We start from the raw sequence: 23,703 nt of genomic DNA, 5'->3' as shown, positions 1-23,703 counted from the left end.
TAAGTTATAGGTTAATATTAAGTGAAAATTAATTTTGATTATAATAACAACGCTAGGGAGAGGTTCATGCCTTTAATGCGACTGCTCGGCATTTCATTGCTAAGTTTTTTACTCACAGCCTGTGGTGGCGGTGGGTCACTTGAAAAAGACGGCTCTATTAGTGATGGTGATTCCACTACAGAGGCTGCTACATATTCGGTTTCATTAAAGGGATACTCTCAAACAGACGAAACGGAGTCAAATGCTGTAACGGCAGATTCTCCCTTAAACTTAAGAGCAATACTCACTGATAACGACGGTGATGTTGTTGCTAGTCAGCGAATTACGTTTACTTTAACCGATACCGTTGGGGCTTTAAGCCAAACATCTGCACTAACAAATACAGATGGGGAAGCCGAAGTTGAACTAATGGCTGGTACTGTCGAAGGTGCTGGAGAAGTAACTGCCACATATACAATTGATGGCACGACCTATACAGATAGTTTTTCGTTTAGCTCGTCTGGTGATGCAGCAAGTGATGTTGAAAACGCATACACAATTAGTGTGCAAGGCTATTCTCAAGTCGATGGGAGTGAGTCAAATGCTGTTTCAGCCGATTTCCCATTAAATATACGAGCGAGGCTTTCTGATGCAGATGAAAATGTTATTTCAGGAGGGCGTATAACATTCGCTCTAGCAGACAATATTGGCTCTCTTGCTCAATCTTCGGCATTAACTCAAGCTGATGGTCTAGCTACAATTGAGTTAACCGCAGGCACTACAGAAGGAGCAGGTGAAGTAATAGCTACTTATTCTATAAACGGAGAATCTTATTCGAGTACTTTTTCGTTCAGTTCTGCTGGTGATTCAGAACAAAATATTGAAAGCGACTTCACTATAGAGCTAAAAGGTTTATCTCAATCTGATGGTACAGAAGCAACAGCGGTAACGGCCGCTAACCCTCTAAATATTCAAGCAACACTGTTTGATGATGAAGGCTCAGTTGTTGTAGCAGAGCGTATCATGTTTGCACTTTCAGATAATATTGGTGTCTTAGATAAAACATCAGATTTAACAAACGAAATGGGTCAAGCATCAGTCATATTAACAGCTGGCACTATAGAAGGTGCTGGTATAATTACAGCCACTTATACTGTCAGTGGTGAGACTTATGCAGAAAGTTTTTCCTTTAGTTCAGCTGGTGATGCAGGTATAAATCCAAATAATGAATACGTGATCCAATTGCAAGGCTTTTCTCAAGAGGATGGATCTGAAACCAATTCAGTTTCAGGGGATACTCCAATCGATTTAATCGCCACTCTTACTAATAACGGTAGTCAAGTATCTGGTGAGGTAATAACATTTTCTCTATCGGGTAATGTAGGTTCTTTAAATGCAAGTTCGGCACTTACACAAACTAATGGACAAGCGAAAGTAGAATTAACATCAGGAACAATTGAAGGAGCTGGACAAGTTACAGCAAGTTTTACTCAAAATAGTATTACTTATAGTGCTACATTGTCGTTTCAATCAGATGGCAAAGAAGGGAGTCAACCAGCTTATTCTATAGCGATTCAAGGTTACAATAACGGTATAGTTTCATCGACTGTCGAAGGAGATATTCCTTTAGATATAATTGCAACTTTAACCCATGAAGGTGTTGTAGTTAGTGGGGAAGTTATAACATTTTCACTTTCTGGGAATGTTGGTTCTTTGACGTCTACATCAGCGCTAACGCAGGGTAATGGTAATGCTAAAGTTCAACTGACATCTGGAACAGTTGAAGGTGCTGGAGCAGTTACAGCTAGCTATACACTCGATGACGTTACATACAGAAAGACCTTTACATTCCAATCTGACGGTAAAGAAGGAAGCGAGCCAGAATATACATTAACTATACAAGGTTATGATAGTGAAACTGATCTTCAATCTAATAGAGTTACTTCATTAGTGCCACTTGAATTAAGAGCAACGTTACTTAATGACGGTACTCCAGTTAGCTCACAAAGCGTTAACTTTTCGTTAGCTAGTAATATAGGTGTTTTAAACCCTAGTTCTGGAAGTGTTTTAACCAATAGCAATGGTATAGCTACTATTGAGCTTTTAGCTGGAAATATTGAAGGTGCTTCAGAATTATCTGTAACTTACGTAAATAATGGAGTTACGTACTCATCGGAAGCCTTTGACTTTGAATCTATCATTGTTGAAAAGGCTGAAATTACGGTTAGCTTAATAGCAAATGATGGTTCGACCACTCGTAATGTAGATTTTTTAAACCCTGCTGTTGCCCAGGCGCAACTCTTATTAAACGGTGAACCAGGTGCCTTTAAGTTAGTAGCATTTAATTTATCAGGCTTAGGGACTATTAATCCTTCTAATGGTACTGCACTGACGAATGAGGAGGGGATTGCGAAGGTTGATTTATTAGCAGGAACAGAAGCCGGGGCAGGCTCAATAACGGCCGAATATATTGATAGCGATAACACGAGTTACACAGCTGAAGCTTTCACATATACAACTGCCGGGGATTCTCCTGCCCAAGGTGATGCAGATAATTTCACAATTGATCTGAGCCTAATATCGTCAACAACACTAATACAAACAAGTGAAATTAGTGCTAACGATAATGGCCTAGTGCAAGCTCTAGTCCTAGATTCAAATGGTGACCCAGTAGTCGGGGAAGTGGTTTCTTTTAGCTCTACCTTAGGTAGTCTTTTACCAAGCTCAGGTACTGCGCTAACAAATACTAACGGTATTGCTACTCTAAATTTAGCACCAGGTACAATTGAAGGGGCCGGTAATGTTACAGCCCAGTACGAAGCTATTACAGAAAAGGTTGGGTTTTATACTCGTGGTGATGCTATCGACCCTAATCAAAGCACCGCGGATATCAATTTTAAAATTTTGCAAAACTGTCCGGCTGATTTTAAAACAACTAGAGATGCAAGTTTCTGTGAAGAGGTAACAAGTATTTCAGGGGATTCTTCAGCTATTTTATTTATTGAAGTGACTAATGAAGACTCTACAACACCACTTACTCAAGCTTTAGTAACCGCTACTACTACTATTGGATCTATTACTCCTTCAACAGGCACTGCAATTACAGATGCAAATGGTATCGCACTACTCGATATTGTTCCTGGGCAGGATGTAGGGGCAGGTGAAATCACCGTGTCTGTACTTAATAGTAACTTGACTAAAGCGTTTCAGATTGCTGCGGTAGATATCGAAATTTCTATTTCGAGCTCTATTGCTGATGATGAGCTATTAGCTGCAGGGGCTACGGCTCTAATTTCTATTGAAATTTCTAAAGATGGTGAGTTATATACAACTCCATTAACGGTTGAATTCTCATCGGGCTGTGTAAGTTCGGGGCAGGCATCAATTGATGAAACAGTGACTAGTATTGGTGGATTTGCACGTTCAACATATCGCCCTTTAACTTGTGTGGGTGGTGATATTATTACAGCAACGGTTATTACTGGTGGAGATACGGTTTCTGCAAATACTACAATTAATGTATCACCTGCAAATATTGGTTTTTTACAGTTTATAGATGTTACAGAGTCTGTAATTGCATTAAAAGGTACAGGTGGTGCTGACCGTACTGAAATTTCAGAAGTGACTTTCAAACTTGTCGATTCGAACGGGAACGATTTAGCGTCAAGAACGGTTAACTTTGAACTTTCAACTGCTGTAGGTGGCATTACATTAGGCACAGCAAGCGCTATTACTAATGCCAGTGGCGAAGTGAAGACATCAGTACTATCGGGTTCGATTGCAACACCTGTACGTGTTATTGCATCAAGTGAAGAAGAGGTAGAAGGTAATACAGTTGTTGTAACAGCCCCTTCAGATATTCTTGTTGTTAGTACAGGTATAGCTGATCAAAATAGTTTTTCGCTATCGCGTTCTATTTTCAATCCCCACGCATTAAATGTTGATGGTAATACAGTAGCGGTTAACGCACGTTTAGCCGATCACTTTAATAATCCTGTTCCAGATGGTACGGCCGTTACTTTTATTACAGAAGGTGGAGTTATTGAGCCAAGTTGTACTACAACGAATGGAGCATGTAGCGTTACTTGGACAAGTAGCAACCCGCGTCCTTTTACTGATTCAATGTACGAAAATACAATTGCTCAAAAATGTGATGGTGGATTACCGTGCCCATTAGGTATTTTAAATAATGATCTTACAATAGATTTACCACTTGGTGGACGAGCAACCGTTCATGCATATGCTATTGGTGAAGAGACTTTTTCAGACTTAAATGGTAATGGTTACTTTGATAGCGAAGACTTCTTTGATGATTTATTTGATATCCCAGAAGCTTTTATTGATAACAATGAAGATGGTACTTTTGGCGGTAAAGATTGCAGTGATGGAACAGACCCATGTTCTCGTGACAATTCAACAGGTGATGAGTTTGAAGAGTTCGTAGATTTTGATGGTAATGGTTCTTGGACTACCCAAAACGGTTTATACAATGGTTTACTATGTCGTGAAGAAGACGAAACCGCAGGACTATGTAGCCGTCAATTGGTTAATGTATTTCAAAACCAAGAGATTGTTATGTCGGGTGATGCGGCATTCTTTAGATTAGTAACCTATGCTGATGATTGCTCGGCTATTGCAGGCGTAACAGCATCTGAGGTGCATATAAACAGTGATCCAGCGAGCCCATTAGTACGTCGCTCACAAGCTGATCCAACAAGCCAAAAGATGTGTCAAGTCAGTGAAATAGATTTAACCCAGAGTCCAACAGGGACTAGTAGTGTCAGTCTGATTATGTATATTGCAGATATGTATAATAATCCTATGCCTGCAGGTACTGAGGTATCTATTAGTACTGATAACGGTGAAATTACTGGCGAAACTAGTTATGTATTTCCTAATACTACGAGCTTTGTTCCAGTAGGTGTTTCTTTTGGTATTAAACGGGAACCTTTGACAGGTGGTAACGATAGTCCATCGGGTAGCTTAAACATTTCAGTTGAAGCTCCTTCAGGTTTAGTTTCGCCATTTTCAGTTTCAGTAATCGACGATTTATAATCGTTTAAAATAAAAAATGCCAACCATTAGGTTGGCATTTTTGTTTCTGTTCTATATATTCCACATCAATTAATCTAAAAACACCTGTTTGTTTAATTTAACGACAAAAATTGTTCGTTTATTCAGTAAATACTGAAAAGTTTGTATTAAAAGCTTGTAACAACTAGTGTTTGTAGATATACCTATAAATATTCGCGCCGCTTATGTCGGCAAAACACATTTTTAATATTTGGTTAGAAATAGGCAACTATGGGCAAATCGCTAGTAATTGTAGAGTCACCTGCTAAGGCTAAAACAATTAATAAATATTTAGGTAATGACTTCATCGTAAAGTCCAGTATTGGGCATGTACGTGATTTACCTACTTCAGGTTCGAGCAAAGCTAAAGTGCCGGCAACTAAAACGCCAGCAGAAGTTCGCAAAATGGAACCTGAAGAGAAAGCAGCGTATAAAAAGCAACGAGATTATACTAACCTGGTCGCGCGTATGGGTATTGATCCTGAGCAAGGTTGGGAGCCGCATTATGAAATCCTGCCAGGTAAAGAGAAGGTTGTTCAAGAATTACAAAAGCTGGCTGAAAATGCAGATCAAATATACCTCGCAACGGATTTGGATAGAGAAGGGGAAGCAATTGCTTGGCACCTTCAAGAAATCATTGGCGGCGAACCTGAAAAGTATAAGCGCGTAGTTTTTAACGAGATTACCAAAAACGCAATACAGCAAGCTTTCGAAACACCTGGCGAGCTTAATACTGACATGGTTTACGCTCAGCAAACACGACGCTTTTTAGACCGTGTTGTAGGCTTTATGGTTTCTCCTTTGTTGTGGGCAAAAGTTGCACGTGGTCTATCTGCAGGACGAGTTCAGTCTGTTGCGGTACGCTTATTAGTTGAGCGTGAACGTGAAATTAAGGCATTTATCCCTGAAGAGTTTTGGGATATTCACGCTGATGTTAAGAATACTGAGTCTGAGTTACGCTTAGAAGTAACCAAACAAGCAGGAAAGGCATTTAAGCCTGTAAATGAAGCTCAGGCTAGCGCAGCTGTTAAAAGCCTTGAGAATGCAGAATACAAAGTAATTAGCGTTGAAGAAAAACCAAGTAAAAGTCGCCCAAGTGCGCCATTAATTACTTCAACCATGCAACAAGCTGCAAGTACACGCCTAGGTTATGGCGTTAAAAAGACTATGATGCTCGCTCAGCGTTTGTATGAAGGCGGTTATATTACTTATATGCGTACCGATTCAACCAATCTTTCAAAAGATGCGGTTGAAATGTGTCGTGAGTATGTAACGAACGAGTTTGGTGCTAAATATTTACCAAAAGATCCAATTAACTATAGCTCTAAAGGCAATGCACAAGAAGCGCATGAGGCAATTCGTCCTTCAAGCGTTACAGTGTTGTCTGGTCATATCGAAGGCGTAGATGCCGATGCTAAAAAGCTGTATGAGCTAATTTGGCGTCAGTTTGTAGCGTGTCAAATGGTACCTGCTGAATACGACTTAACAACACTGACTGTTGCAGCTAACGATTTCCAGCTCAAAGCAAAAGGCCGCGTGCTTCGCTTTGATGGTTGGACAAAAGTACAACCTGCGGTGCGTAAAAAGAACGAAGAAGATCAATCACTGCCAGCTGTTAAAGAAGGTGAAATACTTACTTTAATAGAACTTGATCCTAAGCAGCATTTTACTAAGCCGCCAGCTCGCTTTAGTGAAGCTAGTTTAGTAAAAGAGCTTGAAAAGCGTGGTATTGGTCGTCCATCTACTTATGCGTCGATTATATCAACAATTCAAGATCGTGGTTATGTACGTGTAGAAAATCGCCGTTTCTTTGCTGAAAAAATGGGTGAAATTGTTACTGACCGCTTAGTTGAAAACTTCACTGATTTAATGAACTTTGATTTTACAGCTAAAATGGAAGGTCGTTTAGATGACATTGCTGAAGGCGAGCGTGTATGGACTCAAGTTTTAGATAAGTTTTATGCTGATTTTTCAACGCAACTAACTGTCGCTAAAGACGAGCCAGAGAATGGTGGCATGCGTCTTAATGAGATGGTTGAAACCGATATAGAATGTCCTACATGTAGCCGCAAAATGGGCATACGTACGGCTTCAACCGGTGTTTTCTTAGGGTGTACTGGTTACAGCCTTCCGCCAAAAGAGCGTTGTACTACAACAATGAACTTAGTGTCGGGCGATGAAGCGGTTGCTGCTGATGTCGAAGACGTAGAAACCGAAAAATTAATGCAGATGAAGCGTTGTCCTATTTGTGAAACTGCAATGGACTCATACCTAATTGACGAAACCCGTAAACTACATGTGTGTGGTAATAACCCAGCATGTAAAGGGCATATAGTTGAAGAAGGTACCTTTAAAATTAAAGGCTACGACGGACCAATTATCGAATGTGATAAGTGCGGTTCTGATATGGAGCTTAAATCGGGTCGCTTTGGTAAGTACTTTGGTTGCAATAACGACGAGTGTAAGAACACACGTAAGTTACTTAAAAATGGTGAGGCTGCTCCACCAAAAGAAGATCCTGTTCACATTACTGAATTAGAGTGTGAGAAGTCAGATGCGTATTTTGTTTTACGTGATGGCGCTGCGGGTATATTTTTAGCCGCAAATACTTTTCCTAAGTCACGTGAAACACGTGCACCTAAGGTTGAAGAACTAAAACGCTTTAGAGACCGCATTTCGCCTAAGTTTTATTATTTAGCAGATGCACCAGCTAAAGATCCTGATGGTAATCTTGCTGTTGTACGCTATAGCCGTAAAAATAAATCTCAGTATGTTATGACTGAAGTTGACGGTAAAGCTACCGGCTGGACTGCTCATTATGAGGCAGGTAAATGGACAGAAGAAGCGAAGAAAAAAGCAGCGCCTAAAAAGAAAGCAGCTGCAAAAAAGGCACCAGCTAAAGCTAAGCCTAAAGCGAAAGCTAAAAAAGAAGATGAATAAGCTCGTTATTGCTTATTCATATCTTTTGTAGATTTAAAAAGTCATAAAAAAACCGGAATGCACAGCTTGTGTCTATTCCGGTTTTTTTGTGCCTAGTTGAATGCTTTCGCAACGGCTTTATTAGCAGCACATTCACCTAAGCGTGTTACCAATTTGATTAAAAACATGATTATTTTAGCATATTAAATAACTCAGTTACTGCGTTAAACACTATTCATATATGACTGCGTAGATGCAGAAAGTAGGCATTGCAGGGAGCAGCTGCCGAGAACAAATATATGTCATGCTTTTTCGCTTAGCTATTGAGCTATATTCTTATAGCTTTAACAGATCACTAATTAAATGTAATTTGTATAATTAAATCTTAACAGAAGATACTTTTTTATAGCCTTCAGATTCAAGCTCATCATTTACGCATTTTAATACGTAGGCATTTAGCTCTTCATTGCTTACGTCATCATCTTTAGCCCAGTTAACACACATTTCTGTGTATTCTTTTATCATTTCGGCTGAAGCTGTTGGCGCATCGTCTGCAACCGCGTAAGTCGCAGATACTGCAAATAGTGGTGCTACGATTAATGCTAGCAATGCTTTTTTCATTCGTTTATTCCTAAAAAAATGGTGTGATGACTGATTTATCCAGTTTAAAGTTAGGTATAAATCAGTAGTGCCCAATTCAGAACAACTCTGTTGGTATGCTGATTTTTAATCGAAATTGAAATAAAAGATAACGAAATTTTTTTATCGTGAGGATGAGTAATTTACTTGTCAGTTTTTTAACTTTAGTAAGTACAGCATTATCAGCTGGAGTAATATATTTAGTAGCTAAGAAAACTTGATTCTGCGCTCTATATTAATAACCTTTAGATTGTTTTAGGAAAAGTGATTTTTTAGGTTCAAAAATGAAATGGATAAGCGCCATTGTATATTTCTGCTATGAGGATATTTTAAGTTTGTAATATCAGCCGTATTATTTGCTTTAACTGAATGTCTAAATGTTGAAACTAAAAGTCACTAGAATGCGTTAAATACAAAAAAGCCCAAGTGAATAGCTTGGGCTTTTTCGTGTGTAACGCGCTTACGTATACACTAAACGTAACTTTTGAGTCATTAACACTGAGCGTAAAAACATGCGTAAGGCTCAAGTATTGTGGTGCCTCGGTCTAACTTTGCGCTGTGGTGGCTAAGCTCGGTGTATTCTTTAACGATTGATGTTGGCATATCAATACTTGTTTGCTTAGCGCTGAGATTGAACATACAAAGCATTCTTTGCTTTCCAAGCGTTCTATAAAAAGCAAGCACAGGCTCTGGCGTTTCTATAAATTCAATATCACCTTCAAGTAAAACTGTTTGGCTTTTTCGCCATGCCATAAACTCACGGTAGGCATTTAAAATTGAGTTGTTATCATCTGTTTGTATAGCTACTGATTGCTGCTTATGTGCATTATCAACGGGTAGCCAAGGTTTTACTTCACTAAAACCTGCATGAGATGAATCAGCTAGATCCCAAGGCATTGGTGTTCTACAGCCATCACGCCCTTTAAAATTAGGCCAAAATGTAATGCCGTATGGGTCTTGTAAATCTTCAAATGCCACACTTGCTTCACCCAGACCTAGCTCTTCACCTTGATACATACACACGCTGCCGCGAAGAGAAGCTAATAGGGCGGTTAGCATCTTACATTGTTGAGGGTTTACTTCGCCATTTTCGCTCCAGCGGCTCGCTACGCGCTCTACATCATGATTACTAAATGCCCAGCATGGCCAGCCTTCAGTCATACGTTGTTCTAGAGTTTGAACCGTAGTTCTAATATATTCACTTGAGTAATCATTTGTTAATAGCTCAAAGCTATAACCCATGTGCAGTTTGTCGCCACCTTGGGTGTACTGCGCCATTGTAGCTAATGAATCTTCTGATGAGATTTCGCCAAGCGATACAGTACCTGGGTATTTATTAAGTAATGTGCGAATATCTTGCATAAACTCAATATTTTCAGGCTGAGTATTATTGTAGTAATGGTACTGAAATGCATACGGATTATCTTCACTAAAACCACGACCCTGGCGCTTATCTTTTGGTTTAGCCGGATTATCACGTAATTGCGCGTCGTGATAGCAAAAATTAATTGCATCAAGCCTAAAACCATCAACGCCTTTTTTAAGCCAAAACTCAACATTATCAAGCACAGCTTTTCGAACATCTGGGTTATGAAAGTTAAGATCCGGTTGTTCGGTTAAAAAATTATGTAGGTAGTATTGCCCGCGACGAGGCTCCCACTGCCAAGCACCACCACCAAAAATAGATAGCCAGTTGTTTGGGGCTGTTCCATCATCTTTTGCGTCAGCCCAAACATACCAGTCGGCTTTACTGTTATTTTGATTTTCACGGCTATCAGTAAACCATTGGTGTTGATCTGATGTATGGCTTAACACCTGATCAATAATTATTTTAATATTACGAGTGTGGGCTTCGCTTATTAGCTCATCAAAATCATTTAGGTCACCAAAAAGCGGGTCAATGTCACGATAGTCGCTAATATCATAGCCAAAGTCTTTCATTGGCGATTTGAAAAAAGGTGAAATCCAAATAGCATCAACGCCTAAGCTTTTAATGTAATCAATACGATTAATAATACCTCTTAAATCACCAATACCATCGTTATTGCTGTCTTGAAAGCTTCGCGGGTAAACCTGATAAATAACCGCACCTTTATACCACTGCTGTTGGGCCATGCTTTTCTCCGTCGTTCCACACAGTATTTATATTGTTATTAGTTTGATTGAAACAATCACTAAATTTTCAAAAAGCATACGTGAAGGGGGCTACTCTGTAAAAAGTCTGCATACGTATGCAGCTAATTTACTTACTTAAATGCGCTTTTAAAGAGGTGTATTTAAGGTGCTGTTTTTTTATTGCTAGCTTTACCAATCATGCTTTTTACTTATGAATAAAATAGCGCGGTCTGTTTTGGTGCTTATTTTAAAAGGCTTGCACGGTATTGGTGAAAGTGATGAATGGTCTTACCAATTTCATAAAACATTAAATTATTAAAATAACTTATGTAAATATTATAAATTGCTTTATTTAACGCTATTTACACGCTGTATCATGGGTAATTCATAGTGCGAATATATGTATTTTCATAAGACTCATTAACAATCATGTTGCACCATAATAATAAATTTAAAAACAATAGCTTAGCTTTTATTTTGTGAACCAACTGTTAATTTATATTACATTGCATGGTCTTGAATACGTATGCATAAAGTTGTTAATAAAATAATTCGAGCGTTAATATTGATGCTGACAACAAAATTAGCTCGCCTGTTTGACTATCACTCAAATAAAGAAGCGGGTATCACAATATGGGTAACGGGAAAAACATCATGTCTATGTTCAAACCAAGTATATTAACTTTGGCATTAGCAACTGCAGGTTTAGCAAGCTTTACCTCTGTAGCAGCGCAAGAAGATACAGTTAAAAATGATGACGTTGAGGTTATCGAAGTAAAAGGCTTTCGTGGCAGTGTTGTTGAATCTATCAACACAAAACGCTTTTCTACACAGGTTGTAGAATCTATCTCTGCAGAAGATATAGGTAAACTACCTGACTCATCAATTGCTGAGTCTATTGCACGCTTACCTGGTTTAACAGCGCAGCGTTTAGATGGTCGCGCAAGCAGAGTATCAATTCGTGGTTTTGGTGAAAACGAAAGTGGTACTACGTTTAACGGCCGTGAACAGGTATCTATTGGTGATAACCGCGGCGTAGAGTTTGACCTTTACCCATCAGAAATTATGAGCGGCGTTACGGTATATAAAACACCAAACGCAAGTATCGAAGCAGAAGGTATTGCCGGTGTTATTAACATGCAAACCGTGCGTCCTTTAAGTAAAGGCGAGCGTGTATTTCAAGTTAATGGCCAATACGAGCAAACCAGCTTTGATAAACTAAACCCAGACGGTAACGACGATGGTTACCGCGGTACTATTTCATACATCGATCAGTTTGCTGATGACACCATAGGTGTTGCATTTGCCTTAACTTCAATGAGCTCACCAAACCAAGAAAAACGTTGGAACGCTTGGGGCTACCCCGAAAGAGAAGTAGGTGGCCAAACATATTCAATTTTAGGTGGTGCAAAACCATTTGTACGTTCATCGACACTTGAACGTGATTCAGCCATGCTCGTACTAGAAGCTGCACCGACTGACAAACTAAATATGACGTTTGATGCATTATATGTAGATTTTACAGATGAAAAAATCTTACGTGGTATCGAAATTCCATTTGCATGGGGGCAAGGTGCACGGGACGAAGACTCATTCGTAATAGATCAGGAATCTGGTTTTATTACGAGTGCCGTTACCGAAGGTCAACGAGTTGTTGTTCGTAATGACTACGAAGAGCGTGAAGCAGAATTAACCGCGTTTGGTTTTAATACTAAATACGATATTGACGATTCATGGTCAGTTGAATTTGATGCAAGTTACTCGCATGTAGATCGTAAAGTGTGGAGCCTTGAAAGTTACTCAGGTACAGGGCGCGGTGATTCACGTGGTGTTGCAGATAATTTAGGTTACACCTTTAATGGTAGTAATACAGGTGCTACGTTTACTCATGACTTAGATTATAGTGATTACAGCCTTATTCAATTAGGCGGTCCTTTATCGTGGGGCGCAAGTAAGGCCTTAAATAATCAATATGGTTTAATTGATGCTGATGGAAATGACATTTCTGGTTATAAAGATCAGGCACAGGATGGATTCATAAATGCACCAACGATTGAAGATGAGCTGTCTACGTTAAAGCTAGCTGCATCTAAAGTATTAGAAAACGAATACTTCAGCTCAATTGAGTTTGGTATGTCTTATAAAGAGCGTGAAAAAACAAAAGATTCGCAAGGTTTCTTTATGACGTTATCTGGCTTTTCGCTTGATAATCCTGGCATGCTAGCTGTGCCAGAGCAATATCGCATGGGTAGCGTTGACCTAGGCTTTATTGGCATGGGTGACATGATTGCTTACGATGTTAATGGGTTAGTAAATGACGGTTACTACAGCTTGTTAGATGAAAGCTTAACGAATACGAGCCATTTAACAAAATCTTGGACGGTAAAAGAAGAAATTACCTCAGTATTTGCACAGGCTAATATTAATGCCGAAGTAAGCGGCTTAGCAATTACAGGTAATGTGGGTGTACGTTATGTTCATACCGACCAGTCATCGCAGGGTAATGCATTTAACACTGTTGATGATATTGTGGTGGCATCATCTACCAATATTAGCCACGATTACTCACACGTATTACCAAGCTTAAACTTATCAATTGCGATTGATGAGCAACAAACAGTTCGCTTTGGTGCGGCTAAAACAATCTCTCGTGCACGTTTAGACGAAATGAATGCATCTATTGACGCATCTTACAATACTACACAGGATGAAAATGGTAACTATTGGTCTGTATCCGGTGGTAATCCTAATTTAGAGCCAAAAGAAGCAACTGGTTACGATTTAACGTACGAAAACTACTTTAGTGATGAAGGTTACTTCTCTGCTGCATTTTTCTATAAAGACTTAACGCAGTGGATTTTTGATGGTAAATACGAAATTGATATGTCGGGTGTTGCAGATCCATCAACAGGTGAAATTCCTGCAACATCAGAGGGCACAGGTAGTGGTAAAGTAAATGGCGGCGGCGGTGACCTATACGGTTACGAGCTATCTCTAGCGTTACCATTTAAAATTTTCCACCCGTCACTTGAAGGCTTTGGTTTAATTGCAAGCCATACAGGTATTGAGTCTGATATTGAAGATCAAAACGGTAATGAGTACGAGCTACCGGGTCTTTCAGATAAAATTCAAAGCTTAACGGTTTACTACGAGATGAATGGTGTGCAATTACGTACTAGTATGCGTAAGCGTAGTGCCTTTAAAGGTGATGTATACGGTTTAGGTTTTAACACCGAGCAAGTAGATATCCTAGGTGAAACAATTTGGGATGTTCAAGCGGGTTATGACTTTTCTGAAGCCGGTATTGAAAGCCTTGAAGGTTTATCAATTCAGTTCCAAGTACAAAACTTAACAGAAGAGCCGTTTACATCGCTTTCTGGTGATAACGCGCTACAAGTTCGCGACTACCAAGATTACGGTCGTACTTACTTGTTAGGCTTTAGCTACAAGCTATAATAAAGATTGTGTGTAGGAGCCCTTGTAATTTGTGTTACAAGGGCTTTTTTATAGCTACTCTATCTAATACCAATCCGCAGTAAAACCTAATCATTTTGCGGGGCTAAACGTGGACAATAATATGAAACCAATAAAACACGTTGTCATTGCAGGCGGTGGCACCGCAGGGTGGATAGCTGCAGCTTTGCTTAATAAAGTGTTAGGCAAAGTAATTGACATAACGCTGATTGAATCAAGCACAATAGGCACTATAGGCGTTGGTGAAGCAACAATTCCGCCTATTATTCAACTTAATAACGCACTGGGTATAAACGAGCAAGATTTTATAAACGCCACCAATGCATCTATTAAATTAGGTATTGAGTTCGAAAATTGGAAAACTCCCTCTCATAGCTATATGCATGCTTTTGGCTCATTCGGAAAAGACTTTCCTTTTTGCGATTTTTACAATTTTTGGGTAAAGGGGAAAATTACCGGCTCTGAAGATAGCCTATGGGATTTTTCGTTAAATTACCAAGCCGCTCAACAGCTTAAATTTGCACCATTAAATACTATACCTAATACGCAATTACCTGGCTTGAGTTATGCGTATCACTTTAATGCAACACGCTATGCAGAATACTTAAAAACGCTTGCTACTTCGCGTGGCGTTAAACACATAGACGCTAAAATAGAGCAGGTTAATCAATGTCTGCACTCAGGCAATATTAAAAGCATAACACTCGATGATGACACCGAAATTAACGGCGATTTATTTATAGACTGTACCGGTCAGCGCGCTTTGTTAATAGAGCAAACACTTAATACAGGCTTTGTCGATTGGTCTCATTATTTACCATGTGATAGCGCCGTGGCAGTGCAGTCTCAAGGTACTAGCGAGCTAAAACCTTATACGCGTTCAATTGCACATAGCGCAGGCTGGCAGTGGCAAATACCGCTGCAAAGCCGAATAGGTAATGGCTTGGTGTACTGTAGCCGTTATTTATCTGACGATGCAGCAACGCAGTTATTATTAAATAATTTACCCGCTGAACCAATTACGGCGCCACGTGTTATAAAATTTAAAACAGGACGGCGCTTAAAGCAGTGGCATAAAAACGTGGTGTCGGTTGGTCTTGCTAGTGGCTTTTTAGAGCCGTTAGAGTCAACTAGTATCCACTTAATACAAAGTGCAGTAACCCGTTTAATAAAGCTGTTTCCACACAATGGCATAAGCGAAACTTTAGTTACTGAATTTAATAAGCAAAGCGTGATAGAAATAGAGCACATACGCGATTTTATTATTTTGCATTACAAACTGACGGAGCGAGAAGATTCTGCTTTTTGGCGACAATGCAAGCAAATGGACATTCCTCACTCATTGGCCCACAAGCTCAAATTATTTAAGGAAACTGGCAAAGTAGTGCGCGAAAACGATGAACTATTTGCCGAAGTTGCTTGGCAACAGGTATTTATTGGCCAAGGCCTCATCCCCGATGATTACAACAGTATTGTTGACTCATTAAGCAGTGAACAACTAAACGACTTATTTTCTACATTAAAAACGCTTATTACCTCAACAGTAGATCAATTATCCACTCATAAAGATTTTTTAGCAAAAATTAAAAAGGCCTGATGATGCGATTTTTAAACACACTTTTACTTGTAAGTGCCTGTACTTTACCAACCATTAGCTACGCACTTAACGTTGAGCCTGCTAATTGGTGGGTTGGCATGAACAAAAATACCATAACCATCATGGTGCATGAGCAAAATATTGCAAACGAGCAAATTAAATTAGCTAAATACAATGGTGTTAAGTTAAATAAAGTAACCCGTACAGATAACCCAAATTATGTATTTTTAAATATTACTATTACTGATACCGCTAAAGCAGGAACGCTTGTGTTTAACAGCAGCGAAGCGAGTCAAAATTTTGAGTTTTCACTACTTGAACGTAATAAAAACAGCGCAAACCGCCAAGGGTTTACATCAGCTGATACGCTTTATTTAATTAACCCAGATCGCTTTGCTAATGGTGATAAACAAAACGATAGCGTTCCTAGCATGTTAGAAGCCACTGATCCTAGTACTAAGGGCGGGCGCCACGGTGGTGATATACAAGGCGTTATAAACGCATTACCGTATTTAAACAATTTAGGCGTTACACAGCTTTGGCTTACCCCAGTGCTTGAAAACAACATGCCAGATTATTCTTATCATGGTTATGCAATTACAGATTTTTATAATGTTGACCCACGTATGGGCTCAAACCAGTTATATAAAACGCTCTCGGTAAAAGCAAAAGAGCAGGGCATAGGCCTGGTAATGGATATGGTTCTTAACCATTTTGGCTCTGAGCATACTTGGGTTAAAGATAAGCCAACTAAAGATTGGATTAACTTTAATGGCGAGTTTAAAAAAGGTAAAAACGCCACCAGCCATGCACGCCAAACCATACAAGACCCACACGCGAGTGAATACGACAAGCGCCAGTTTAACGATGGTTGGTTTGTAGAAACAATGCCCGATTTAAATCAGCGCCAGCCACTGTTAAGTGAATACTTAATTCAAAATGCTATTTGGTGGATAGAATACGCCGATTTAAGTGGTATTCGTGTTGATACCTACTCTTACTCAGATAAAGCATTTTTGAGTGATTGGACAAAAGCCATAATGCAAGAGTACCCAAATTTTAATATTGTTGGAGAAGAGTGGACGTCAAACCCTGCTATTGCCTCTTACTGGCAACGTGGCAAACATAACCAAGATGGCTATACATCAAGCTTACCAAGCGTGATGGACTTTTCGTTGCAAGAGTCGGTAATTCAAGCACTAAATGAAGATGAAAGCTGGAATACCGGTTGGGTTAAAGTATATGAATCGTTAGCTAATGACTTTTTATACCCAGATACAGATAACATTATGGTATTTGCAGATAACCACGATATGAGCCGTGTTTATACTGAACTTGGCCAAGACGTAGCTAAAACAAAAATGGCGATGACGTTATTTTTAACCACACGTGGTATAGCGCAAATGTATTATGGCACCGAAGTACTATTGGATAACACCCCAAGTAAAGACCATGGTGATATTAGAATCGACTTCCCGGGTGGATTTGAAGGCCAAACACGTAATGCCTTTACCAAAGAGGGCTTAACAAAACAGCAAAAAGACATGCATAACACCATCAGTACGCTGCTTAATTTTAGAAAAAACAGCTCAGCATTAGATAAAGGAAAGCTTGTACATTTTACGCCTCAACAAGGGGTTTATAGTTATGTGCGTATTAGCGACGAGCAAACTGTGTTGGTATTTATGAATAAAAATACACAAACGCTACAAAAAAACATTGAGTATATGCAAGAGGTGATGCCTAACAGCACAACAGCATTTAATTTATTTACTCAAAAAACACAAAAGCTGGGCAAAACCATTGAATTACCAGCGATGAGCGCAACGGTACTCGTTTTAAAAACGCCACAATAGTAACTTGAATACGTATGCAGCAACTGTATGGTTGCTGCAGTAATCTTTAGTATAAAGTTAATAACAATACTGACAAAAAAGACACACAATGAAAAAATCAGTTTATGTATCCGCAGTACTTTGTAGTGCACTTATTGCTACAGGGTGTTCAGAAAATAACAAACCTGAACAACAGCAACCACCTGCACACACGCAAAATGAGCTTACCAAGCCGGTTGTATATCAAGTATTTACTCGCTTGTTTGGTAATACCGAAACAGCCAATGTTTCATGGGGCACTAAAGAGCAAAACGGCGTAGGTAAATTTGCCGACTTTAACGATGCAGCCCTAAAAGGCATTAAAGAGTTAGGCACCACACATGTTTGGTATACCGGTGTGTTACACCATGCGTTAGTGGGCGATTATACCGACTACGGCATTTCGCAAGATGACCCCGATGTAGTAAAGGGCCGTGCAGGTTCACCGTACGCAATTAAGGATTACTACGATGTTAACCCCGACTTAGCCGTTAATGTGACGAACCGCATGGGAGAGTTTAGCCAGCTTATTGAACGTACACATAGCCACGGCATGAAAGTCATTATTGATATAGTGCCTAACCATGTTGCCCGCAATTATCAATCACTTGGAAAGCCTAAAGGCGTTAAAGACTTTGGCGAACAAGACGACACGACTAAAGCGTACGATAAAAACAATAACTTTTTCTACGTACCAGGGCAGTCTTTTCAGGTGCCAACATCGCCAGAGTACAAAGTATTAGGGGGTAATGAAAGCCCATTAGCTGATGGCTTTTTTGATGAAACACCCGCTAAATGGACAGGTAACGGTGCCCGTGCACCAAAACCCGATATAAACGATTGGTACGAAACAGTAAAAGTAAATTATGGCGTAAAGCCAGATGGTAGCTACGATTTTGTTCAATTGCCAAGTGAATACAAAAATAAAGACTACCGTGCTCATTATGCATTTTGGCAAGATAAAGAACTTCCTAACAGCTGGTACAAATTTAGAGACATAGCACTTTTTTGGCTCGATAAAGGCGTTGATGGCTTTAGATACGACATGGCCGAAATGGTGCCAGTAGAGTTTTGGAGTTTCTTAAATTCGTCGATAAAAATGCAAAAAAGCGACGCCTTTTTGTTAGCCGAAGTGTATAACCCGCTAATGTACCGTGCGTATATTCACCAAGGTAAAATGGACTACCTTTACGACAAAGTAGGCTTTTATGACACACTAAAAGCCATTATGCAGGGTAAGCAAGCTGCTAATACTATTTTTGCAGCCCAAAGCCAAGTTACTGATATTGAAGCGCACATGCTGCACTTTTTAGAAAACCACGACGAACAACGCATCGCGAGCCCTGACTTTGCAGGTAACGCTGCGTGGGGTAAACCGGCTATGGTGGTTTCTAACTTAATGAGCCGCGCACCCACGTTATTATATTTTGGTCAAGATGTGGGAGAAGATGGCTCAGAAAACGCAGGATTTGGCACAGCTACACGCACCAGTATTTTTGACTACATTGGCGTGCCAGCGCACCAAGCATGGATGAATAATGGCAAGTTTGACGGTGCTAATTTAACACAAGAGCAAGTAGCACTTCGTGACTACTACAAAGCGATTATGTCACTAAATAGTTTACCTGCTGTGGTAGGCGGTGAAATGACTGAGCTTAGCGTTACAGGAAGTGAGCGAGTTGTAGGTTTTACGCGCAAACTTGGCCAACAAGCGCTCTACGTATTAAGTAACTTTAGTGAACAACCTCAAACAATTACGGTTAATTTATCAAAGGCACAATTAGGAGCAATGAGTGAAAATACGCTATTAAATGATTTACTTGAAAATCACACCACCCAGCTTAAAGCTCACCCGCAAGGCGCTACATTTAACCTCACACTTGATGCATTTAGCAGCGCAGTTTTAACTAATAAGGCTAATCATGAATAATCAAAATAATAATTATGACAACAACAAACCAAACCTGAGTTTTTGGCAAATATGGAATATGTGCTTTGGTTTTTTAGGTATTCAATTTGGCTTTGCACTACAAAACGGCAATGTGAGCCGAATATTTCAAACATTAGGCGCACAAGTTGATGATATTCCCATTTTATGGGTTGCAGCCCCACTTACAGGCTTAATTGTTCAGCCTATTATAGGTTATTGGAGCGATAAAACGTGGGGGCGCTTTGGCCGTCGTCGTCCGTTCTTTTTTATAGGCGCAGTGTTAACAACGCTTTCACTATTTATTATGCCGCATTCACCAACGCTTTGGATTGCCGCGGGTATGTTATGGATCATGGATGCGTCAATCAACGTAACCATGGAACCGTTTAGAGCACTTGTTGGTGATAACTTGCCAGAAAAACAACGCGCGACAGGTTACGGTTTACAAAGCTTTTTTATTGGTATTGGTGCTGTACTAGCCTCAGCATTACCATGGATGATGACTAATTGGTTTGATGTAAGCAATACCGCAGCCCCAGGGCAAATTCCTGAATCTGTTAAATACTCATTTTATTGGGGCGGGGTGGTGTTACTTGTTGCCGTGCTTTGGACCGTGGCACGTACTAAAGAATACAGCCCTGAGCAATTAGCGGCTTTTGAAAAGCAAAGCGCTCAACCTACTACCAGCAAACTGGTTGATATTAACTTTAATAAAGGCGCCATTATTTTTGTAGTGCTGGGTTTAGTAACCCTTGCATTAGTAATGGGCTTATCGCTTGAAAAAGAATTATACCTATTAGCTGGTGGTTTATTAGCGTTTGGTATTGTGCAGTGGATTGCAGCAGCGCTTAAAAGTGCTAACAAAACTCAAGGTGGTTTTTACCAAGTAGTACAAGATGTATTTACAATGCCAGAAGCCATGAAGCAGCTTGCCTGGGTGCAGTTTTTTAGCTGGTTTACTTTATTTGCCATGTGGATTTATACCACCGCAGCAGTAACAAGCTTTCATTATGGTAGTAGCGATGCAACCTCTAAAGCATTTAACGATGGTGCTGACTGGGTGGGTATTTTATTTGCCGCCTACAATGGCTTTGCAGCTATTGCCGCTATGTGTATTCCGTTTTTAGTTAAAAAAATGGGCTTAAAAGGCGCGCATTGTTTTAATTTATTGCTGGGCGCGTTAGGTCTTGCAAGCTTTATGTTTATTCGAGACCCTAAAATGTTACTTATACCTATGATAGGCGTAGGGTTTGCGTGGGCGTCTATTTTATCACTCCCGTATGCCATGTTAAGTAACGCACTACCGAGTAACAAAATGGGCGTTTATATGGGGATTTTTAATTTTTTTATAGTTATACCTCAGTTACTTGCCGCCAGCATTTTAGGGCTCATTTTACGCCACGTATTTTCTAATCAGCCTATTTACGCATTGTTAATTGGTGCAGCCTCGTTCGTTGTCGCTGCCGTTGCGGTAATGCGCGTTAAAAATTCAAATTAAGGACACACAATGAAAAAATATAACCTTATAACCGCCTCACTTTTAACGTTAGGTTTAACGGCTTGCGGCGCTCAAAACACAAGCACAACTAACGAAAGTACCACAGCACAGGTTACATCAGCCCCAGGCGCCCCAGGCGCAGAGCCTTTTTGGGCTTATGCGGGTAAAACAGGTATTGGCACGTCATACGAGCAATACCAAAACGGCCAATACAGTGATTCAGCTGCAACGGGCGATGTATCTAAGGTGTGGTTTTCAATTGCTAAAGGTATGATCACCGAAACCATGTTTGGGCTTATTCACCAAGCTCAAATAAAAGACATGCAATTTATAGTAACAGGTAAAGACTTTACCGTTAGTGAAGCTGATGATTTAGATGTCACCATTGATTACTTACATAAAGATGCACAAGGTCGCCCGTTATCGCTGGCTTATAAAGTAACAAGCACTGATAAACAAGGCCGCTTTAGCCTAGAAAAACACATATTTACTGACCCAGGTGGGCAAACCCTGTTTGTACGCAGCGTATTTAATACTGAGCTTGAAGGGTTAAAAGCATATGTGTCTGTTAATCCGTATATTAATAATAACGGGCTAGGTGACTTCGCTAAAACGACTGAGCAAGGCCTTGTCGCATGGGAAGACGATAACTATTTATCACTTCAATCAGCGACCTCATTTAAAGATAAAACAGTGGGCTTTACCGGTGAAAGCGATGGTATTAACGCACTTAAAACTACGCAATCTATAAATACACAATACATAAATACCGGCGATACAGCAGGTAATGTAAGCATGCTTGCAGAGCTTGGCGACATAAGCGCGAATACCACCTTTGATTTAGCACTTAGTTTTGGTAAAACGCAGCAGCAAAGTATAAAGCAAGGCGAAAAAAGCTTAGCAAAAGGGTACCAAGCGGTGCTTGATCACTATAACGGTAAAGGTGAAGCGCTAGGCTGGGAAGATTACCTACAAAGTCTCAAACCGCTCAATAAAATGATTGAACAAACAGCCGATAACGGTAAGCTTTTATACACCAGCGCCATGGTTCTAAAAGCACAAGAAGATAAAACACACGCAGGGGCATTAATTGCTTCTCTATCTAATCCATGGGGCGAAACGGTTTCGGCTAAAGAGGGCTCTACTGGCTATAAAGCAGTATGGGTGCGCGACTTTTATCAAGTAGCCATGGCCTTTATGGCACTCGGCGATACAGCCACAGCAAAAACAGCGTTTGAATACCTTGAAAAAGTGCAAGTAAATAGCAAAACACCAGGTAATAAAGGTGATACAGGCTGGTTTTTACAAAAAACGCACGTAGATGGTGAGCTTGAATGGGTCGGCGTACAGCTTGACCAAACAGCTATGCCTATTATGCTTGCTTGGAAGTTACATAAAGCCAATGTACTTAGTGATGAAGAGCTAAAAAGCTGGTACGGAAAAATGTTAAAACCCGCGGCTGATTTTTTGGTTGATGGCGGCCTTGCTAAAATTTTATGGAACGACACGCAAATTACACCACCGGCAACCCAACAAGAGCGTTGGGAAGAGCAAAGCGGTTATTCGCCTTCGACTACTGCGGCAGTAGTCGCTGGCCTTATTACAGCCAGTGATATTGCAACACTAAGTGGCGATGATACAAACGCAAAGCGCTACTTAGATACAGCTAAAAAATACAGCAGCGATATTGAATCGCAAATGTTTACCACTAAAGGTAACTTAAAAGGCGAGAATAGCGATGGCGAATACTTTATTCGTATAGGCCAAGATACCGATGCAAACTCAAACACTAAAATTAACGCTAATAATGGCCGCGAAGGGTTTAATAAAAAGCAAATTTTAGATGGCGGTTTTTTAGAGCTAGTACGCTATGGCGTACGCGGTGCAAATGATGAAAGCATCGTTAAAACACTACCTGAGTACGATGACGAAACACTAGAAGATAACCTACAAGTTAAATACAGCTTTAGCTTTGACGACGGCAGCGGCACATTTGCAGGCTACCGCCGCTATGGTAATGATGGCTACGGCGAAGATGAAGTAACGGGCACAAACTATGCCGAGGGTGGCAGTAATACACCAGGCCAACGTGGTCGTGTATGGCCGTTTTTCACAGGTGAACGTGGCCACTATGAAATAGCAGCAGCTAACGCAAACAACGCCTTTGATGATGCTAAACAAGCGCAAATTAAAAATAGTTATGTTAAAGGTTTGGAGCAATTTGCCAATAAAGGGCTAATGCTACCAGAGCAAGTATGGGATGGTGTAGGTGTAAATAAAGCTGGTCATGCGTTAGGCGAGGGCACAAACTCAGCAACGCCACTTGCATGGACACATGCAGAATACATTAAGCTTGTACGCTCACTCAGTGATAAACAAGTATGGGATTATTATCCAGTGGTTGGCGAGTCACTTAATTAGTTGTCTTAAAATCACACAAAAAAAGTTCCTAATTAGGAACTTTTTTTCTCTTAATTTAGTTTTGTTTTATGCAATGGTTCCTAATTGAAAAAGTGTTGTGTGAATATTTATGCAGCTCAGTCAATATAATAATTAGTTATAAATCGCGTTTTGGCGTACAGGCTTTATCTTTTTTTACTGTTTC

The 23,703-nt window shown here is 40.0% G+C and carries 10 protein-coding genes; 8 read left to right on the top strand and 2 right to left on the bottom strand.

Annotated elements, in window-relative coordinates; all coding sequences use genetic code 11:
• The first annotated feature begins 66 nt into the window (after positions 1-66).
• Both H5118_RS20655 and topA read left to right on the top strand, forming a co-directional pair.
• Positions 67-5,034 carry an Ig domain-containing protein gene (locus H5118_RS20655; protein WP_259397983.1) on the top strand — a complete coding sequence of 1,656 codons (4,968 nt, stop codon included), beginning with the start codon at positions 67-69 and terminating at the stop codon, positions 5,032-5,034.
• 249 nt (positions 5,035-5,283) lie between these two features.
• Positions 5,284-7,992, top strand: a complete 2,709-nt coding sequence (topA, locus tag H5118_RS12215) for a type I DNA topoisomerase (protein ID WP_149602799.1) — start codon at positions 5,284-5,286, stop codon at positions 7,990-7,992.
• 357 nt (positions 7,993-8,349) lie between these two features.
• Here topA and H5118_RS12210 read toward each other — a convergent pair whose 3' ends face one another.
• The gene (locus H5118_RS12210) at positions 8,350-8,592 is read right to left on the bottom strand and encodes a hypothetical protein (protein WP_002959734.1); all 243 of its coding nucleotides are present in this window, start codon (positions 8,590-8,592) and stop codon (positions 8,350-8,352) included.
• 510 nt (positions 8,593-9,102) lie between these two features.
• On the bottom strand, positions 9,103-10,725 hold the full coding sequence (locus H5118_RS12205) for an alpha-glucosidase family protein (RefSeq protein ID WP_182748982.1): 1,623 nt from the start codon (positions 10,723-10,725) through the stop codon (positions 9,103-9,105).
• A gap of 654 nt (positions 10,726-11,379) precedes the next feature.
• Between H5118_RS12205 and H5118_RS12200 the strand changes: the two genes are divergently transcribed.
• From H5118_RS12200 to H5118_RS12175, 6 genes are all read left to right on the top strand, one after another.
• Positions 11,380-14,181: a TonB-dependent receptor gene (locus H5118_RS12200; protein WP_182748981.1), complete on the top strand. Its 2,802-nt coding sequence runs from the start codon at positions 11,380-11,382 to the stop codon at positions 14,179-14,181.
• A 121-nt stretch (positions 14,182-14,302) separates the two neighbouring features.
• Positions 14,303-15,796: a tryptophan halogenase family protein gene (locus H5118_RS12195; RefSeq protein WP_182748980.1), complete on the top strand. Its 1,494-nt coding sequence runs from the start codon at positions 14,303-14,305 to the stop codon at positions 15,794-15,796.
• On the top strand, positions 15,796-17,652 hold the full coding sequence (locus H5118_RS12190; RefSeq protein WP_182748979.1) for a glycoside hydrolase family 13 protein: 1,857 nt from the start codon (positions 15,796-15,798) through the stop codon (positions 17,650-17,652). The genes H5118_RS12195 and H5118_RS12190 overlap by 1 nt, the downstream gene beginning before the upstream one ends.
• A gap of 88 nt (positions 17,653-17,740) precedes the next feature.
• On the top strand, positions 17,741-19,600 hold the full coding sequence (locus tag H5118_RS12185) for an alpha-amylase family glycosyl hydrolase (RefSeq protein ID WP_182748978.1): 1,860 nt from the start codon (positions 17,741-17,743) through the stop codon (positions 19,598-19,600).
• On the top strand, positions 19,593-21,098 hold the full coding sequence (locus tag H5118_RS12180) for an MFS transporter (RefSeq protein ID WP_182748977.1): 1,506 nt from the start codon (positions 19,593-19,595) through the stop codon (positions 21,096-21,098). Before H5118_RS12185 ends, H5118_RS12180 begins: the two co-directional genes overlap by 8 nt.
• Positions 21,099-21,107: 9 nt before the next feature.
• Positions 21,108-23,519, top strand: a complete 2,412-nt coding sequence (locus H5118_RS12175) for a glycoside hydrolase family 15 protein (RefSeq protein WP_182748976.1) — start codon at positions 21,108-21,110, stop codon at positions 23,517-23,519.
• Positions 23,520-23,703 lie beyond the last annotated feature (184 nt).

The sequence above is a fragment of the Pseudoalteromonas sp. SR41-1 genome, assembly GCF_014164015.1.
GTDB classification, from domain to species: Bacteria; Pseudomonadota; Gammaproteobacteria; order Enterobacterales; family Alteromonadaceae; genus Pseudoalteromonas; species Pseudoalteromonas distincta.
The sequence above is the reverse complement of the archived record's forward strand: the minus strand, read 5'-3'. Positions and strand labels throughout refer to the sequence as shown.